The sequence below is a fragment of the Nocardia acidivorans NBRC 108247 genome, assembly GCF_001625085.1.
Taxonomy (GTDB): Bacteria; Actinomycetota; Actinomycetes; order Mycobacteriales; family Mycobacteriaceae; genus Nocardia; species Nocardia acidivorans.
Map to the genome: position 1 here is coordinate 20,831 of NZ_BDAW01000056.1, position 17,138 is coordinate 37,968.

Annotated in this window: 15 protein-coding genes; 5 read left to right on the forward strand and 10 right to left on the reverse strand. The window is 66.1% G+C overall.

Features of this window, described 5'->3' with window-relative positions:
- Nucleotides 1–46 precede the first annotated feature (46 nt).
- On the forward strand, nucleotides 47–787 hold the full coding sequence (locus NA10_RS25955) for a VOC family protein (protein ID WP_067572466.1): 741 nt from the start codon (nucleotides 47–49) through the stop codon (nucleotides 785–787).
- Here the strand turns inward: NA10_RS25955 and NA10_RS25960 are convergent.
- Both NA10_RS25960 and NA10_RS25965 read right to left on the reverse strand, forming a co-directional pair.
- Nucleotides 784–1,038, reverse strand: coding sequence for a WhiB family transcriptional regulator (locus NA10_RS25960; RefSeq protein WP_245677897.1), 255 nt, complete (start codon nucleotides 1,036–1,038; stop codon nucleotides 784–786). The two genes, NA10_RS25955 and NA10_RS25960, sit on opposite strands and share 4 nt — an antisense overlap.
- A 105-nt stretch (nucleotides 1,039–1,143) precedes the next feature.
- Nucleotides 1,144–1,563, reverse strand: coding sequence for a hypothetical protein (locus NA10_RS25965; RefSeq protein WP_174562552.1), 420 nt, complete (start codon nucleotides 1,561–1,563; stop codon nucleotides 1,144–1,146).
- Nucleotides 1,564–1,821: 258 nt separating this feature from the next.
- On the opposite strand from NA10_RS25965, the gene NA10_RS25970 reads away from it, so the two are divergent.
- Entirely contained in the window at nucleotides 1,822–2,646 is an 825-nt protein-coding gene (locus tag NA10_RS25970) for an alpha/beta fold hydrolase (RefSeq protein ID WP_245677898.1), read from the forward strand.
- Here NA10_RS25970 and NA10_RS25975 read toward each other — a convergent pair.
- A complete protein-coding gene (locus tag NA10_RS25975) occupies nucleotides 2,614–3,453 on the reverse strand; it encodes an MmyB family transcriptional regulator (protein ID WP_245677899.1) in 840 nt (279 codons plus the stop codon). The genes NA10_RS25970 and NA10_RS25975 overlap by 33 nt on opposite strands.
- Nucleotides 3,454–3,805: 352 nt before the next feature.
- On the opposite strand from NA10_RS25975, the gene NA10_RS25980 reads away from it, so the two are divergent.
- Nucleotides 3,806–5,554, forward strand: coding sequence for an NTP transferase domain-containing protein (locus tag NA10_RS25980; protein ID WP_281180249.1), 1,749 nt, complete (start codon nucleotides 3,806–3,808; stop codon nucleotides 5,552–5,554).
- Between the two features lie 26 nt (nucleotides 5,555–5,580).
- Here NA10_RS25980 and NA10_RS25985 read toward each other — a convergent pair whose 3' ends face one another.
- The 5 genes from NA10_RS25985 to NA10_RS26005 form a co-directional block, all read right to left on the reverse strand.
- Complete coding sequence (locus tag NA10_RS25985; RefSeq protein WP_307188416.1) at nucleotides 5,581–6,396, reverse strand: helix-turn-helix domain-containing protein; 816 nt, start codon at nucleotides 6,394–6,396, stop codon at nucleotides 5,581–5,583.
- Between the two features lie 119 nt (nucleotides 6,397–6,515).
- Entirely contained in the window at nucleotides 6,516–8,192 is a 1,677-nt protein-coding gene (locus NA10_RS25990) for a dipeptide ABC transporter ATP-binding protein (RefSeq protein WP_067572474.1), read from the reverse strand.
- Nucleotides 8,189–9,082 carry an ABC transporter permease gene (locus NA10_RS25995; protein ID WP_084515249.1) on the reverse strand — a complete coding sequence of 298 codons (894 nt, stop codon included), beginning with the start codon at nucleotides 9,080–9,082 and terminating at the stop codon, nucleotides 8,189–8,191. Before NA10_RS25995 ends, NA10_RS25990 begins: the two co-directional genes overlap by 4 nt.
- The gene (locus tag NA10_RS26000; RefSeq protein ID WP_067572475.1) at nucleotides 9,079–10,038 is read right to left on the reverse strand and encodes an ABC transporter permease; all 960 of its coding nucleotides are present in this window, start codon (nucleotides 10,036–10,038) and stop codon (nucleotides 9,079–9,081) included. The genes NA10_RS25995 and NA10_RS26000 overlap by 4 nt, the downstream gene beginning before the upstream one ends.
- A complete protein-coding gene (locus NA10_RS26005) occupies nucleotides 10,035–11,624 on the reverse strand; it encodes an ABC transporter substrate-binding protein (protein WP_067572477.1) in 1,590 nt (529 codons plus the stop codon). The genes NA10_RS26000 and NA10_RS26005 overlap by 4 nt, the downstream gene beginning before the upstream one ends.
- A gap of 282 nt (nucleotides 11,625–11,906) precedes the next feature.
- On the opposite strand from NA10_RS26005, the gene NA10_RS26010 reads away from it, so the two are divergent.
- Nucleotides 11,907–14,246: an arylsulfatase gene (locus NA10_RS26010; protein WP_067572479.1), complete on the forward strand. Its 2,340-nt coding sequence runs from the start codon at nucleotides 11,907–11,909 to the stop codon at nucleotides 14,244–14,246.
- 90 nt (nucleotides 14,247–14,336) lie between these two features.
- Here the strand turns inward: NA10_RS26010 and NA10_RS26015 are convergent, their stop codons facing one another.
- Nucleotides 14,337–15,107 (reverse strand): TetR/AcrR family transcriptional regulator, encoded by a 771-nt coding sequence (locus tag NA10_RS26015; RefSeq protein ID WP_067572481.1) that lies wholly within the window; start codon nucleotides 15,105–15,107, stop codon nucleotides 14,337–14,339.
- Between the two features lie 45 nt (nucleotides 15,108–15,152).
- Here NA10_RS26015 and NA10_RS26020 point away from each other — a divergent pair, with 45 nt between their 5' ends.
- On the forward strand, nucleotides 15,153–16,718 hold the full coding sequence (locus tag NA10_RS26020) for an FAD-dependent oxidoreductase (protein ID WP_245677900.1): 1,566 nt from the start codon (nucleotides 15,153–15,155) through the stop codon (nucleotides 16,716–16,718).
- On the opposite strand, the gene NA10_RS26025 is transcribed toward NA10_RS26020, so the two are convergent.
- Nucleotides 16,669–17,115, reverse strand: a complete 447-nt coding sequence (locus NA10_RS26025; RefSeq protein ID WP_067572516.1) for a YdeI/OmpD-associated family protein — start codon at nucleotides 17,113–17,115, stop codon at nucleotides 16,669–16,671. The two genes, NA10_RS26020 and NA10_RS26025, sit on opposite strands and share 50 nt — an antisense overlap.
- Nucleotides 17,116–17,138 lie beyond the last annotated feature (23 nt).

Consider the following 17,138-nt stretch of genomic DNA (forward strand, 5'->3'; position numbering starts at 1 on the left):
TCAAACCTGCTACGCGCCCCCGTGCCCGGCGGTTACCGTGGATGGCATGTCCACCCGGCTGGCGTGCGTGGTGTTCGATGCGGTAGAGCCCAGGAGCGTAGCCCGTTTCTGGGCCGAATTGCTGGGCTGGGAGGTGCTGGTGGACCGGCCGGGCGGGGTCGATGTGGCCGCCTCCGACCCGGACGGGCTGGACGTGGCGCTCACCTTCCTACCCGCCCGCCGATCCAAATCGGCGAAGAATCGCATCCATCTGGATCTGTCCAGCCGTTCGCTGGATCATCAACGCGTACAGGTGGATCGGGCGCTGTCCCTGGGTGCGCGCCGCCTCGATATCGGGCAGGGCGCGGTGCCCTGGGCGGTGCTGGCCGATCCGGAGGGCAATGAGTTCTGCGTGCTGGAGCCGCGCGAACACTATGTGGATACCGGTGCGGTGGCGGCGATCGTGGTCGATACCGAGAATCCGCTCCGGCTGGCCGAGTTCTGGTCCACGGCCGCGGGCTGGCCGGTCACGCACGACAGCGCGCGTTACGCCGGCATTCGGTCGGCCACGGGTCAGGGTCCGTGGCTGGAGTTCCTACGCACGCCCGAGGCGCAGGGCGAATGCAGACGGCTGCATCTGGATCTCATCGCTTTCCCCACCGATGACCCCGCAGAGGAAGCCGCGCGCCTGCGTGCCGCGGGCGCCGTTCCGATGAATCCGGATACGCCTCCGGCCAATGCACCGGCACTGGTGCTGGCCGATCCGGAAACCAATGAATTCTGTCTGCTCCGAGCGGCTTCCGGTTAAGCCGCACCGCGTTCGTAGCGCCGGCGCTCACGAGGTGAGAGTCCGCCCCAGATTCCGAAGCGCTGATCGTGGCTGAGCGCGTAGTCCAGGCATTGCCGCTTCACCTCGCAGGCGCCGCAGATGCGTTTGGCTTCGCGGGTCGAGCCGCCCTTGTCGGGGAAGAACGCCTCCGGATCGGTCTGGGTGCACAGCGCCTGCTGGTGCCAGGATTCCGGCTCGAATTCGTCCTTGCGAGCGAGGGTTTCGAACATCGAATCAAAATTGGTGAAAAGCATTTTCACGTCGTTCACCTCTTCATACGTGTTGGCTTCATCCGTGTTGACAGCGAATTACGCGGGTGTTGTCCGAGGAGTCGTCTAGTCACCGGCGACGGCGGCGAGGCGAGCCTGTTCACCGCAGTGGAAAACGCGGCGCGCGTGTACCGCGGCGGGCGCGGTGGACCAGGGCGCGAGCGCGGTGGTGAACATGAGTTCGCACCAGGAAAGCGCGGGCACCTCACCCAGCGAAAGCGTGTTGAGCAGTGACAATTCGGTATCGGAATCGTGCCAGGCGGCGAAGAGCCATGAGGAATCGAGTCGGCCGAGAAATTCCTCGGCATCCTCCGGCGTTCCGAGCGGAGCGTCGACCGCGAGATGAACGACCGCGGCAATGGCATGACGCATACGCGCGTCCAAGCCGACGCCGTCGTGCAGCAGCAATCCCTCGAGCGAATCTCGCAACGCGGCTCCGGCATCCAGATGGAAGTCGCGGCGGGCGGCAGTGGTGGCGTCGAACATTATTTCCTCCCTTTCGAATTGACGCTTGTCCCAAAGCGTCACGGCTGATTTAAAAGGCCGAAAGGTCTTGTTGTCCAGTTTTGCGGCCTTTTGGGGCAAACCCCTAGCAGTACTGACACTGACCAGTGTGGGTACCCGTCGGGAACAGCACCGAAGGGTGCCTGGCACCACGCGGGCAAACATTAGGGTTGGGCGTGTTCCGCCCTTTACGGTCTGACCATGCCCTATGTGCGATCAGGTGCTGCCACGGTTCATTTCGTGACCAGCGACATACCCGGACCGACTCTCGTTCTCACCCATGGATTTCTGATGGACGAATCCATGTTCGAACCGATGCGCGAACCTCTGGCAGCTGCCGGAATCAATCTCGTAACAATCGACGCGCGGTGCCACGGACGCACACAGTCACCCGATGGCGAACCATTCACCTACTGGGATATGGCGGCCGACACGTTGTCGGTCTTGGACGAATTGGGGATCGGGAAAGCGGTAATCGGCGGAATCGGCCAGGGCGGGTATATCGCGCTGCGCCTGGCACTGCTCGCCCCCGAACGCGTGCGCGGATTGGCGCTGATCGATACCGACGCCGGCGCCTGCACGGAGCATGAATTCGACTTCTACCACACGTTTTTCGAGCGCTGGGGCAGTACCGAACCGATGGCCCCGCTGGTCGCCGAACTCGCCCCGGTATTGATCGGCGGCAATGATCCTCGACTGTGGCGGGCCTGGACCAGCCGCTGGTACAGCGGTGATCGCCGGGCCGTGCTGCCCGCGGCGCGCTGCCTGATGGAGCGGCGTTCGCTACTGCATCGGCTCTGCGAGATCGGCGCGCCCGCGCTGGTGATCCGGGGCAGCCAGGATGGCAGCAGTAGCGCGCAGAAGAATGCCGCCATGGCGGCGGGGCTGATCAATGCCGATGGCGTGGTGACAATTCCGGGCGCGGGGCAGGGGGCGGCCTGGACGCACCCGGAGGTGTTGGCGCCCTTGCTGATTCGCCTGGTGCGCCGGGCGTCCGCGCGACCCGCGAATCCGATCGCCGCGGCGTCGGCGCTACCGCTGGTCGCCCCGCGCGTCCGGGCGTAGGTGGTCCGGATCGAGCTGAATGCCGGGATCCGCGCACCAGGTGGGAATACCGAGGAAGATCTGAATCTGGGTGGGGTAGGCCGCGGAGAAGACGCTGAAGAGTTGCACATCAATGGCACGGCAGCGTCCGGTGAGATTGTCCTTGAGATGCATGATCGAACTGGGCCGCCCGTACGCGGCGATCCCCTCATCCCAAATATCCCGGAAGAGCCCGAAACTTCCCAGCTCGGCAAGGAAATCCGCGGACCAGGCGGTATCGCCGGAGCTGGCGATGAGACCGCGCAGCCAGTGCACGGTGAGCCGGACCTCCGCCTCCCATTCCAGCATGACCTCCCGAGCCAGGTCGTTGCCGAGAAACCAGCGCAGGATATTCACATCCCGATCGAGTCCGGGAAAGGCCTGTGCGTAACTGGCGTTGCAGGCCAGCACATTCCAGCGGGTGTCCACATACGCGGCCAGATTCGGCTCGTGCAGATCGAGCGCGCGGCGCATGTCATCGGTGATTTCGGCGCGGAGTTGCTCGATCGAGGGGAATTCGCTGACACCCAGCCCGGCCAGATCCAGCAGGTGCCTGCGTTCCACCACCGACAGCGGGTCTATTCGGTCCAGATATCGGACCAGTGCGTCCACCACCTCGCGGGTCGGGTGGCCGCGGTCGCCCTTCTCCAAATGGCTGATGTAGCTGGCGCTCACGCCCGCGTTGAAGGCGAGTCTTTCGCGGGATACGCCCCGGGTATCGCGCAGCCTGCGCAGCAGGAGGCCGAAAGTCGGCGGTTGCAGTTCTTCGAAGTCTCGATTCGGTTTCACGCCCAACACCACGCCGTTCCCTCTCCCACAAACATTCAGCAAACCAACCTTCATCGATCCGGTCCCCGTCGGTTCCGAACAGCGAGACCCGCTGCAACGCCTGCTGTGAACTGTGGCGAATCTCCCTGGACCCCCCGCAGCTCTGGCTTCGGATACTGCCATATGCGATTGTTCCGAAGTTCAAAACATGCTCATTTCTACTATGTGTCGAGACATACCGCACAACTCGAGCATGATGAGCAATTGCTTGGCAAGCCTTGGAATCGCCTGTCGAGACACCACTTCCACGGCCATCCGAGGGGTAGCCACTACGATCTTCAATCATGATCACCGCCCTGTCCGTGTACGCCTCGTGACGACCGTCGACGCGATAGTGCTCGCGGGCGGGCGGGCCAGCCGAATGGGCGGGGTGGACAAGCCCGCCATGGTGGTCGGCGGTAGATCGATGCTGGATGCGGCGCTTTCGGCGGTTTCGGACTGCGCACGCATCGTGGTCGTGGGACCGCATCGACCGGAACTGCCGCCGGAAATCCTTCAGGCACAGGAGGTCCCGGCCGGGGGCGGACCGGTCGCCGCGATCGCCGCCGCCATGACGATGGTCGCGGGTTGCGAATTCCCCGCCGGGCATATTGTGGTGCTCGCCGCGGACATGCCATTTCTCACATCCGCGGCGGTGCACGAACTGCTCGCGCACGCAAGGGAATCCGGCAGTGACGCGGTGTTCGCGGCCGATGGTTCGGGGCGGCCGCAGTATCTGGTCGGCGTCTGGCGGCGCACCGCGCTGGCGGCGGCACTGAATCGCCTCGACTCGTTCGTCAATCGGCCGATGAAGGCCCTGGTGCCGATCGACACCGCGATGGTGACACTGGACGGCGTGCAGGATTGCGATACCCCCGATGAAGTCCAGCGGGCGCGCACCGACGCGGGTCGTGCGGCCGCGCAGCTCTCCCTGGATCAGGCCCGTGATGAGTTGCGCCGGAACATTTCCCCACTACCCGTGCGCCGCGTCACCGTACGCTCCGCGCGCGGTGCCGCGCTGGCCGAACCGCTGCGCGCGGTCGAGGCGCTGCCCCGCTTCGATGTGAGCGCCATGGACGGTTACGCGGTGAGCGGGGACGGACCCTGGCAGCTGCGCCGCGATATCGGCTTCGCGGGCGGGCAGCGGCCGGTGGGTTTGCTGCCCGGAGAAGCCGTGCGGATCGCCACCGGTGCACACGTCCCGGACGGCACCGACACGGTGGTGCGCGATGAATTCGCGCGGATCGAGACCGACGGCCTACTACATCGCCTGCCCGACAGTCCGATTCGCGATGATGTGCGGCGGCGCGGCGAGGATTGGCAGCCCGGAGCCGAACTCGCGCCGGTCGGCACGCCGGTCGGCACCGCGCTCATCTCGGTGGCCGCCGGCGCGGAGGTGACCACGCTGGCGGTGCGCGGACCGGTGCGGGCGCGAATCGTCATGACCGGGGACGAGATTCGCAGCGAGGGTCCGCTGCACACCGGGCAGACCCGCGATTCGCTCGGGCCGATCCTGCCGGATCTGCTCGCCTGGTACGGCATCGGCACCGTGGACCGAGTCCACCTGCGGGACACCGCGAATGCCTTCGACGAGGTCTTCGCCGCCGCCTCGGACTGCGATCTGCTGGTCATTGTCGGCGCCACCGGCCGCGGTGCGGCGGACCAGCTGCGCGGCGCCCTGGATCGCGCCCGGGCCCGCGTCCTGCTGCACCGCCTGCGGCTGCGCCCCGGGGGTTCCACGGTCGCCGCGCAATTGACTTCGGGGCCAACGGTTCTGGGCCTGCCCGGTAATCCCTACGCGGCCGTGGCGACCCTGTTGGCGCTGGTACACGCGCTGGTCGAGGGCCTGACCGGAGCGATTCCCGCGCGCACGCTGATCGGACCGCTGGCCAATGCCGCCGAAATCTCCGGTCCCGCACCGCGAATCGTCCCCGCGCGTGCCGAACCCACCGGCGGCTTCACCGGCGACCCCGGCATCCGCACCGCCCATCTCGCCGGTCTGCTGGACCGTGACGGCCTGGTCATCGTCCCCGCCGACGCCGCGGACAATGCGCCGGTGGAATTCATCCCGCTCCCCCGCTGACGCGCTGGATCGGGCGGTTGCCGAGGTCAGCCGTTGAGGCCGAGGATGGCCAGCAGATGTCCCGGATGCGGGCCGGTGTCTATGCGCCCGGTCTGGGCATAGACCTTGCGGCGCAGTCCGGTGACCGGATTGCGTACGTGCAGGGACCATACGTGCGGCGCGAACGCCACCCCACCCTCGGCCCAGGCCTGGCGGAATTTGGGGAATTCGCCGAGTTCGGCCAGCAGATCGGTGAAGCCGGTGACATCGCCGGAGCGGCCGATCAGCCCGCGCATCCACCGAACCACCTGGCGCACATCGGATTCCCAATTCACCATGACGCGGGTCGCGAGTTCATTGCCGAAGAACCAGCGCAGCATATTGCCGTCGTCGGAGACCCCGGGGAAGGCGTCTTCCCAACTGTCGTTCCAGGCGAGCACATTGGCGCGGACATCGAGATAGGCGGCCAGATTCGGCCGGTGCAGATCCAATACCCGGCGCATATCGGGGGTGATCGCCGCGCGCAACTGGTCCACGGTGGGCATCTCCCCGCTGCCCAGTCCGGCGAGATCGGTGAGTTGTCGATGTTCGGCGGAGCTGAGCGGATCGAGTCGATCAAGATAGCGAGTAAGCGCTTCCACAACTTCGCGAGTCGGATTTCCCCGATCGCCTTTCTCCAAATGCGTTATGTAACTTGCGCTTACACCCGCATTGAAGGCAAGTCGTTCACGGGAGACCCCGCGGCCGTCGCGTAACCGGCGCAGCAGATTCCCGAAAGTGGGTGCCTCGAGCTCCCGAGATTCATGCCCGCATGCCATATCGGCGACCACCGCATCTCCCTTCAGCTTGCCCGGATAGGGCATCTCGTTCGAGATGCCGCCGGGTTGCCCCCACCGGTGGATGCTCGCACAAATCGGGTCGGTGACGCGTACGCGCGACTATCCCTGTTTGTATATGTCACCGATCCTGTTCGGAATTCCGATCATGCCCCCAGTGCGAGCCGCGGGTGTTCCGGCGCGGATTCCACACGGCGCGCGCGGACCGGATCCGGTGCGGGCACGGCCGCCAGCAGGCGGCGCGTGTAATCCTGTTCAGGATTACCGAAAACGTCCGTCACCGGGCCGCTTTCCACCACATTTCCCGCCTTCAGGACCACCACGCGATCGGCTATCGAGTTGATCACCGCGAGATCGTGACTGATGAATAGGCAGGCGAATCCATATTCCTCGCGCAGATCGGTGAACAGGTCCAGTACCTGTGCCTGAACCGAGACATCCAGGGCGCTGGTGGGCTCGTCCGCCACCAATAGCCGGGGCGCGAGCGCGAGCGCCCGGGCAAGCGCGACACGCTGACGCTGACCGCCGGAGAGTTCGGCGGGCCGACGCGCGGCGTAGTCGCGGGGCAGGCGGACCGACTCCAGTAGATCGCCGACCTTGGCGCGCAGCAGCGCCCCGGACGCGGCCCGATGCACCAGCAGCGGCTCACCGATCGAGTCCTCCAGGGTGCGGCGCGGGTCCAGGGAGGCGGTGACATCCTGGTGCACCAGGGCCACGTTCTTGCGCAGACCGCGCAGCTCGCGTGCGCCCAGACCGTTCAGGCGCACGCCCTGCAGCACCACCTCGCCACCGGCGGCGGGCACCAGGCCCAGGGCCGTGCGACCGAGAGTGCTCTTACCGGAACCGGATTCGCCGACCAGGCCGATCACCTCGCGCGGTGCGACGGTGAGCGAGACGTCCCGCAGCGCCGGGAACTCTTTGCGCCCGCGTCGATACACCACCGACAGGTGCGAAATACGCAGGACGGGTTCCTGTTCCGAGGGGTCGGCGGCGGTCGCACCGGGTCCGGTCGCGGGGTCGCCCACGGCCGCGACGGATGCGGTGACGCCGGGCAGGGTGGGGACGGCATCGAGCAGGGTCCGCGTATAGCTCTCGCGCGGTTCGGCGAAAAGGTCGTGGACGCCCAGGGTTTCGACGACCCGACCGGCCCGCATGACCACCACTCGATCCGCGATCGCGGCCACGACCCCGAGATTGTGCGTGATGAAGAGGATGGCGGTACCGGTGCGGGACTGCAATTCCCGCAGCAGCTCCAGGATTTCGGCCTGGACGGTGACATCCAGGGCGGTGGTCGGCTCATCGGCGATGAGCAGATCGGGCTCACCCGAGAGCGCCAGGGCGATCACCACGCGCTGTTTCTGCCCGCCGGAGAGCTGATGCGGATACCAGTCGACGCGCTTGTCCGGCTCGGGGATGTCGACCAGGCGCAGCAGTTCGATGGCGCGAGACCTGGCCTGTGCCTTGCGCACCGGGCCGCGCGCCCGCAGCGCCTGCGCGATCTGAGTGCCGATCTTCTGCACCGGATTGAGCGCGGTCTGCGGTTCCTGGAAGACCATGGCGGCGCGGGTACCGCGCAGGGCGCGCAGTTCGGCGTCGGCGGTGCCGATGATCTCGGTGTCGCCCAGGCGAATCGAACCCTCGGCCCGCGCGCCCTCGGGCAGCAATCCGAGAACAGCGCGGGCGGTCAGCGATTTCCCGGAGCCGGATTCTCCGACCAGTGCCACCGTCTCACCCCGGCCCACCCGCACGTCGACGCCGTCGACCACGGTGCGAGCGCCGAAGCGCACCACCAGGTTCCGGATATCCAGCAGTGTCTCGCTCATCCGATCCTCCGGGCGCGGCCCAGTGCCTGGGCGATCAATAGGAATCCGAGGGTCAGGCCGGAGACCACCAGCAGCGGTCCGATGGCGAAGGCCGGGTTGGCGTCGAGATTGCCGATGGACTCGGAGATGAGCGATCCCAGTGAGGGATCCGGCGGCCGCACCCCGATGCCGATGAAGCTCATGGCGCTCTCGACGAAAACCGCCAGGGACATGGACAGTGCCAGCTGCACCGTCAACGGCTCGATCACATTGGGCAGCACGTGTTTCCGCAGCGTCCACCAGGTGTCCGCGCCGATGACCTCGGCCGCCTCCACGAACGGCTGCTCCCGCACCGCGAGGATGGCGGTGCGGATCTGCCTGCCGAAGATGGGTATTTCGGCGGCGATGATGACCACGATCACGGCCTGTACGCCCGGTCCGGTGACCGCGGACAGCGCGATGGCGAAGATGAGCGCCGGGAAGGCGAGGATCAGGTCGAAGATGCGCTGGGTGATCACATCGGCAATGGTGTTGACACTGGCCAGGAGTCCGGTCAGCGCGCCGAGCAGCGCACCGGCGGGCACCGCCACCAGCGCGATGAACAGATCGATGCGAATGCCGTAGAGCACGCGCGTGAACACATCTCGATTGACATTGTCGGTGCCGAGCCAGTGCTCGGCGCTGGGCCCGAGCAGGTTCGCGCCCGGAATCTGTCGCAGCGGATCGACTGTCGTGAGCAGTCCGGCGGCCAGGCCCGCGAGGGCGATGATCGCGACCAGGAGGACTCCGGCCAGGCCCTGCCCCCTGCGCAGTGCCTGCCAAAGCGATCGCGACGAATTCGGTTCGCGCCCGGTGCTTTCCACCGGATCCCCGGTACCGTCCACCGGTTCGGCGAGTGCGAGGTCCCTCATACCCGGCCTCCGATCCGAATGCGAGGATCGAGGTAGGCGTGCACCACATCGGTGGTGAGCTGGATGATCACGAATACTCCCACCGAGAACAGCAGCAGCGCCTGCACCACCGGATAATCGCGCCGATTGATGCCCTGTTCGATCAACTGGCCGATACCCGGCCAGGCGAAGGCCGCCTCCACCAGCACCGCACCGCCGAGCAGCTGCCCGGTCTGGATGCCCAGCACGGTCAGCAGCGTGGGCAGGGCATTGCGCAGCGCGCCGCGGGTGACGATCTGCCGATGCGAGATCCCCAGTGCGCGTGCGGTCAGCACATACGGCTCGCGCAGTTCGGTGCGCAGTGATTCGGCGAGAAAGCGACTCAGCGCCGCCATCACCGGCAATGACAGGCAGATCGAGGGCAGCAGCAGATACTGCACGGCGATATCGGGTTCGGCGATGAACCCGTCCGGCGGAATGCCACCGGCGGGCAGGATCGGAATGGCGATGGCGAAGACCAGCACCAGCAGCACGCCGGTCACGAAGACCGGCACCGCGACGGCGACCGTATTGACCGCCGCCACCAGGGCATTGAGCCAGCGCCTGTCCCAGAGCACCGCGGAGATGCTCACCGCCAGGCTCACCGTGATCGCCAGGAACAGCGAGAATGCCGTCAGCACAAGGGTATTGGTGAGCCCGCGCCCGACCAGATCGGAAATCTGCCCGCCGATGATGTACGACCGGCCCAGATCGCCGGTGAACACCCCGTGCAACCAGCTCAGATACTGTGCCGGAATCGACCGGTCCAGTCCCAGCTGATGCCGGATGCTCGCAATGGTTTCCGGGGTGGCATCGGGTCCGGCCAGGGTCTGCGCCGGATCGCCGGGCACCAGTCGCAGCAGCAGGAAGATCAGCACGGATGCGCCGAACAGCACCGCGACGGCGGAGGGCACCCGGCGCAGCAGGTACGCGATCATGACAGGAACGTCTCGGTCAGATTCAGTTCGCGGCGCTTGGTCCAGCCGACATTGTGCAGTGTGCGGGTGGTCGAGCCCTGCGCGAGCCGTACGCCGATCTCGATCAGGAACAGGCCGTCCAACAGCTGATCGCTCAGTGCCTGATAGGCGCGCTGCGCGTCCGGGCCGGTGGCCTGTGACAGTTTCCACGCATTATCGGCAGCGGTGACGTAGTCCGGCGATTCATAGTGCGAGGCGTTCTTGCGCGCGTTGAACGGGTAGGCGCTGACCGTCAGGGTCGAGGGCACGAACTGCGCCCAGGAATGATCGGTGATCCACAGGCCCGGGAACTGCGCGCCGATCAACTGCTTCACGAAGGTGGCGTTCTCGGTCGGCACCAACTCGGTCTCGATGCCGATCTCGGCGAGATTGGCCTGCACGATCTGCGCGGTCGCCTCGTGCGTGGCGTAACCGGCGGTGTAGGCCAGCGGCAGCTTCGGCGGCGTGGGCGCACCGGCCAGCGCCTGCTTGGCCTTGGTCAGATCGCGCTTGAAGCGGGTATTGCGGGCATCGTCGAAGGCGGGAGAAGACTTGGGCCACGGCAGATTCGTCGCATAGCCGGAGCCGCGGAACACCTCGGCGATCACCCGGTCCCGGTCGATGGCGTACGCGATGGCCCGGCGCAGTTTCGGATCGGCGAGGGCCGGATTCTGCACATTCGCCCCGACATACACCTGGAGTTCGGCGCCCTCGTAGGAGATGACGCGGAAACCGTCCGACTTGGCGAGGTTTTCGTTGTCCCGGTAGGTGACGCCGTCGGCGAAGTGGATCTGACCGGACTTGAGCGCGTTCAGCTGCGCCTGGTTATCGGAGATGATCGAGAATTCGACCCGGTCCAGGTACGGCCGCTCGGGTACCCGGTAGTCCGCGTTCTTCTCGAAGACCAACTGCTGGTTGGGGATTCGCTGCACGAACTTGAACGGGCCGGTGCCGACGATCTTATCGCCGGTGGCCAGCTGATCGATGGATTCGCTGTCCAGAATGGGCGCGGTGTCGAGCAGGTCGAAGATATTGCCGAGCGGCTGCGCGAAGGTCAGCTTGATGCGGTTCGGATCGGTGGCGTCGTAGCCGGTGATGGCGGCGGCGGTGCTCTTGAGCTGCGCCGACCACTTCGGATCCGCGTATGTCCGCAGCGAGAACTCGACATCCTTCGAGGTGAAAGCGCGGCCGGAATGAAATTTCACATCCTTGCGCAGATCGAGGGTGATCGATTGGCCGTCCGGCGCGAGCGTCCATTTCTCGGCCAGCAGCGGCTGCGGCTCCAGTTTGTCGTGCGGGTAGCGCACCAGGGTCTCGAACACCAGGCCCACCACATACGGCGTGGTCCCGGTATTGGTGAGGATATTCGCGGGCACCAGATCCGCCAGCACGCCGTACTTCAGCGTCCCGCCCCTGACCGGCTGTGCGTTGTCGTCACCGCCACCCCTGCTCTGATTCACCGCGGAGGTGCAGGCGGCCAGCGCGCCGCCGCCGAAGATGGCCAGTGCGGCGATACCGGAATTGCGCAGGAAACGACGACGATCAAGTCCGCCGGGGGACGAATTCATCTGGAAATCCTCGAGATAGGGGGCCGCTCAGCGGGCGGCGGGGTGCTGTGGACACACCCGTGGGGACTGTGTGGAGAAGGGGGAATACGCGCGGGCCGGCGCGTCAGGCACAGGGCCGACAGCCCTGTGCCCGCGCGGACCGGATGATTCCGGGGCGGGGCGTGCAGGGGTGGCCGGTGTGCATGCGGTGACGCTAACAGCGGGTAGGCGGTCGATCAGCGGTTGTGCGCAGCCTGCGTGAAACCCTGGCCAGGATGGCGCGTCCGGACCTTTGCTGGATGAATGCCTGTCCCCGCCAATGCCCGTGGTTATGAGAACTTCACCGGTGAAATCGGCCGCACCACCGCCGATTCGACACCGGAGTGGATTTACCCGCCGTCCGCGCCCGCCGGTGCGCCCAACATCATCGTGGTGCTCGTCGACGATATGGGGTTCAGCGATATCGGTCCGTTCGGATCCGAGATCGACACCCCCACGCTGGATCGGATTGCGGCATCCGGGTTGCGGCTCACCAACTTTCACACCACCCCGCTGTGCTCGCCCTCGCGCGCCGCACTGTTGACGGGTGTGAATTCGCATCGCGCCGGATTCGGCTTCGTGGCCAATGCCGATCCCGGCTATCCCGGTCTGCGCCTGGAGCTTGCCGATGATGTGCTGACGCTGCCGGAAATCCTGCGCGCCAATGGATACGCCACCTACGCGGTGGGCAAATGGCATCTGGTCCGCGATGCCACGCTGCACCCCGCCGCACACCGCGACTCCTGGCCGACGCAGCGCGGATTCGACCGGTACTACGGATCTTTGGAGGGCCTGAACTCCTTCTATCATCCGAATCAGCTGATCTCGGACAGTTCACCGGTGGATGTGGACGAATACCCGGAGGGCTACTACCTCACCGACGACTACACCGATCGCGCCATCGGCTACCTGAAGGAACTGCGCGCGCACGACGCCGACAAACCCTTCTTCCTGTACTTCGCGCACACCGCCATGCACGGCCCGCTCCAGGCCAAGCCGGAAGACCTCGCCAAATACCGGGGTAGGTACAAGCAGGGCTGGGATCGCCTGCGGCAGAGCCGATTCGCCTCACAGCTCGCACAGGGTCTATTCCCGGAGGGCACCCAGCAGAAGCCGCGCAATACCGAACCGGGTTATGAAGCGCAGGAATGGGATTCGCTGACCCCGGAACAGCAGTCGCGCTTCGAGCGGTACATGGAGGTGTACGCGGGCATGGTCGACAGCATCGACCAGAGCCTGGGCCGAATCGTCGAAACCCTGGAGCAGTTCGACGAACTCGACAACACCATCATCGTCTTCACCTCCGACAACGGCGGCACCGCCGAGGGCGGCCCGGAGGGAACCCGCACCTACTTCGCGCAATTCGCCCAGGTCGACGAGCCCGACTGGGAGCGCGACGTCCCGCACGATGACGAGTTGATCGGCACCGCCAAGCTGGGCGTGCACTATCCGCGCGGTTGGGGACAGGCGTCCAATACCCCGTTCCGGTTCTACAAGGGACAGACTTTCGCGGGCGGCGTGCGCGTGCCATTCCTGCTGTCCTGGCCGAAGGGGTTGCCGCGCACCGAGGAGGACAATGGAATTCGCCAGGAATACACATACGTCACCGATCTCGCGCCGACACTCCTCGAGCTGGCCGGACTGAATCGCCCGACCGTGCGAAATGGACTACCCGCCAAGGATTTCGACGGCGTCTCCGCCGCCGGCGTGCTGCGCGATCGGCAGGCGGTCTCCGAGCATGTCGAACAGTATTCGGAGATGACCGGCCACCGCGGCTTCTACCGCGACGGCTGGAAACTCCTGGCCCTGCACGATCCCGCACGCGGTGTCGACAATCCGCTCTGGCAGCTGTTCGACGTACGCACCGACCCGACCGAACTCCATGACGTCTCGGCTCAATTCCCGGAGAAGGTCGCCGAACTCTCGGCCGCCTGGGACGAAGCAGCCTGGCACAATACGGTTTTCCCGCTGGTCACCCGCAAGGACCTGGCCACCCGTCGCCCCGAGGAATCCCGCTTCACCGAGCGGGTCCGTATCCTGCCGGGCACGCCCACCCTGGAGCGCTACCGCTCGCAGCGCCTGATCGCGTACCGCGACTTCACGATTGCCGTACAACTGGGCGATAGCCGCACGCCGACAACCAACTCCGGCTATCGCACCGGCGATGAAGGAGTGCTGGTCGCGCACGGCGATCCGCAGGGCGGCTACCTACTGTTCGTCGAAGGCGGCCACCTGATCTTCGGCTACAACGCCTACGGTCGATACACCACCGTCGACGCGGGAGTGATTCCCGAAGGCAGCCAGCACTTCACGGTGTCGGCGGTGGTTCGGCCGCATCTGCGGTGGGATTTCACGATCGGCATCGACGGGGTTCGCGCGGGGCATCTCGCTGATCAGGTGCAGCTTGTCGGTATGGCTCCGTGGACGGGGATTTCTGTCGGGCTCGATGCGCGTGGGCCGGTTGATTGGGATCTTCGTGATCGTCGGGGGGTGTTTCGGTACACGGGTGGGCTGCGTGCGGTTACCTACAGCCCGGGGGCGGTGGGGGTGCCTGAGGAAACTCAGCGGGCGTTGGATTCCGAGGCGGAGCTCATCGCTGAATAAGGCGGTGTGCTCGAGGGGATAGCAGGCATGTACCCGGGGCCTCCGTAGCCGAATTCCCTGCGGGACATTACATTCCAGCGGGGTAGTCCGCTACGAAGGCCCCGGGAGCTCGAGCCGATCGGTTATCCCATCGAGCAACGCCGCCAGGGTCCACGCCACTGATTCCCCCGGGTCAACAGCATCAGCGCCGTCCGAAACACCGCGCCCCACAACAACACTGCGCCCCACAACCCAGCGCGCGAAGGCAGGATGGCTACCGGAGTCCACAATAGGCTGAAGAAACGACGCGGCAGCCTCACCCAACTGCGCTTCCGTATACAGACCCGTACGTGAGCGCATCCGCATCTCCTCCGCCAACTGCAGCGCAGTGCCGATGAGATGCCCGTCGATGGCCGCCGTTATGCGAGTCATGTCATCGGCCGAAATCCCCAATGTCTCCAGCAGCGCGAAGCGGAAGTCGAAGTAGCGCAAAGCATTCGGCCCGAAGGGTGGGCGGGTGTGAACGAGGTGGCCGAACCACAGGTGGCGCTGGATCACCGCCCAGGTATCCAGCGACAGGCGTTCCAGGGTCGGACGCCAGGCGGAAACAGTTCGGGGAAGCGGGATTTCACCGTAGACGGCGTCGATCATGAGGTCGACCAAGCCGTCTTTGCTGCCCACATAGCGGTAGAGGGACATCGGGGTGGACGCGCCGACCGCGGTCGCCACCCGGCGCATGGTGAGGGCCGATGCGCCTTCGGCGTCGGCGATGGCGAGGGCCGCCCGCAGGATGTCGGCGCGGTTCAGCGTCGTGGTGGGGCGGCCCGGCGGTTCGGGCAGCGTCCAGATCAGTGGACCCGGCGGGGTCGTCTCCTCGGGCATGTCACCTCCTTGCGAGGAATTCAACCATTCATGTACAACGTACACATGATGTACGAAGTACACGAACCGCGCGTAGTGGTGGTCGGCGGCGGCCTGGTCGGACTGTGCGCCGCACTGTTCCTGCGCGGCCAAGGGGTGGAGGTGACGGTGGTCGAGCGGCGCGTGACCACCTCACCGCAGCCCAAGGCACGGCGGATCAATATCCGGACCATGGAGCTGTTCCGGCAGCTCGGGATCGCCGATCGGGTCTTCGAGGCGGCTCGGGGGCTGGCGAGCTATCAGCACATGGCGGCGGGGCCGACGCTCGCCGAGTCGGAGCGGCTGCCGTTCATGCTGCCGGGCGGGCCGCCCGACTGGGATGCCATCACCCCGGCCGGGGCCTGTCTCTGCGCGCAGGATCTGCTCGAACCGGTGCTTCGGGAAATCGCCGAGACACGGGGCGCGGATGTGCGATTCGGGGTGGAGCTCATCGATTTTCAGGATGAGGGCGGCGGACCCGCCGGGGGAATCCATGTCACCCTGCGCGCGGCCGATGGTTCGGTGCGGCGGTTGCGTGCCGACTACCTGATTGCCGCCGACGGCGCGAACAGCCCGATCCGGGAGCGGCTCGGTATCGGCCGCAGTGGTCGCGGCACCCTCGGCAAGGCGGTGAATGTGTACTTCCGCGCCGATCTCACCGATCTCGTTCGCGGACGCGAATTCAACCTGTGCCAGATCGAGAACGACCATGTTCCAGGGGCTTTCGCCGCCATCGACGGCGTGCGACGGTGGATCTTCACCAGCGGGGCGGGTCTGGATCGCCCGGCGACGGAGTGGCCGGGGGCCCTGCGCAGTGCCATCGGCGTCTCCGATATCGATATCGAGGTGCTCAGCGTAATGAACTGGGAGCCGGGCATGTTCGTCGCCGACAGCTTCCGCTCGGGGCGAGTCTTCCTGGCGGGCGATGCGGCACATGTCATGCCGCCCTTCGCCGCCGCGGGCGCGAATACCGGTATCGAGGATGCGCATAATCTGGCCTGGAAGCTGGCGCGGGTGCTGCACGGTGTCGCGGACCCCGCGCTCTTGGACTCCTATCAGGCCGAACGTCATCCGGTCGGCTGGTTCATAGCCGATCAGTCCAGTATTCGCACCGCCAACCTGCGCACCATGAACAAGATCTCCGCGGATGGCTCACCCTTGGCCGATCCGATCGCACTGATTCTCGGAAACCGTTATCCGGCAGGAGCTTTCATTGACGATGAGAGTGAGCACACCATGGAACGCCTGGATGTGTCCGGTCAGCCGGGTACGCGACTGCCGCATACCTTCCTCACACCGGACCGTTCGACGCTCGATCTCATCGGGACCGAATACGTGCTGCTCACCGGTCCGGCCGGGACCACTTGGCGCGCGGCGGCCGTTCAGGCGGGTATCGTGAGCCACGAGATCGACGAAAGCTACTGCGAGACAGTCGGTATCGAGTACAACGGCGCACTGCTGGTGCGTCCCGATCAGATAATCGCTTGGCGCGCACCGGAATTGCCCGCCGATCCGACGGCGGCGCTGCGCACCGCCCTGGAACTCACCCTTTACGCTCCCGCGCCGCATCCACAGCCTTCGCGATCCGCTTAGCCCGCGTCTCCGGGCGCTTGGCCTCGACAACCCCCCGCACATGCTCACGCCGAGCGGTATAGGACAACCCGTCGAAGGCTTCCCGGACCTCGGCCACCGCGAGCGCGGTGGCCAGTTCCCCGGGAACCTCGACGGTGCGTTCGGCGGCATCGCGCTGCACCGTCACGCTCACCGTCTCGCCCGCCTCTTTTCCCAACTCGGCGCGGATGGTCTCGAGCATCCCCAGGCACGGCCCCTCCCCCATGGAGGTGATCGATCCCCGGTACGGAATCCCGTCGAACGTCGCGCACACCGGAATGCGCCCGCCGCCGCCGAGTGCGGTGATGATGTCGGCGGGAATGGGGATATACGCGCCACCGCCACGGGCCGAATGGATGACGCCCTCGAATCGGTGCATGCCCGCCACCCTAGGGGAGGCTT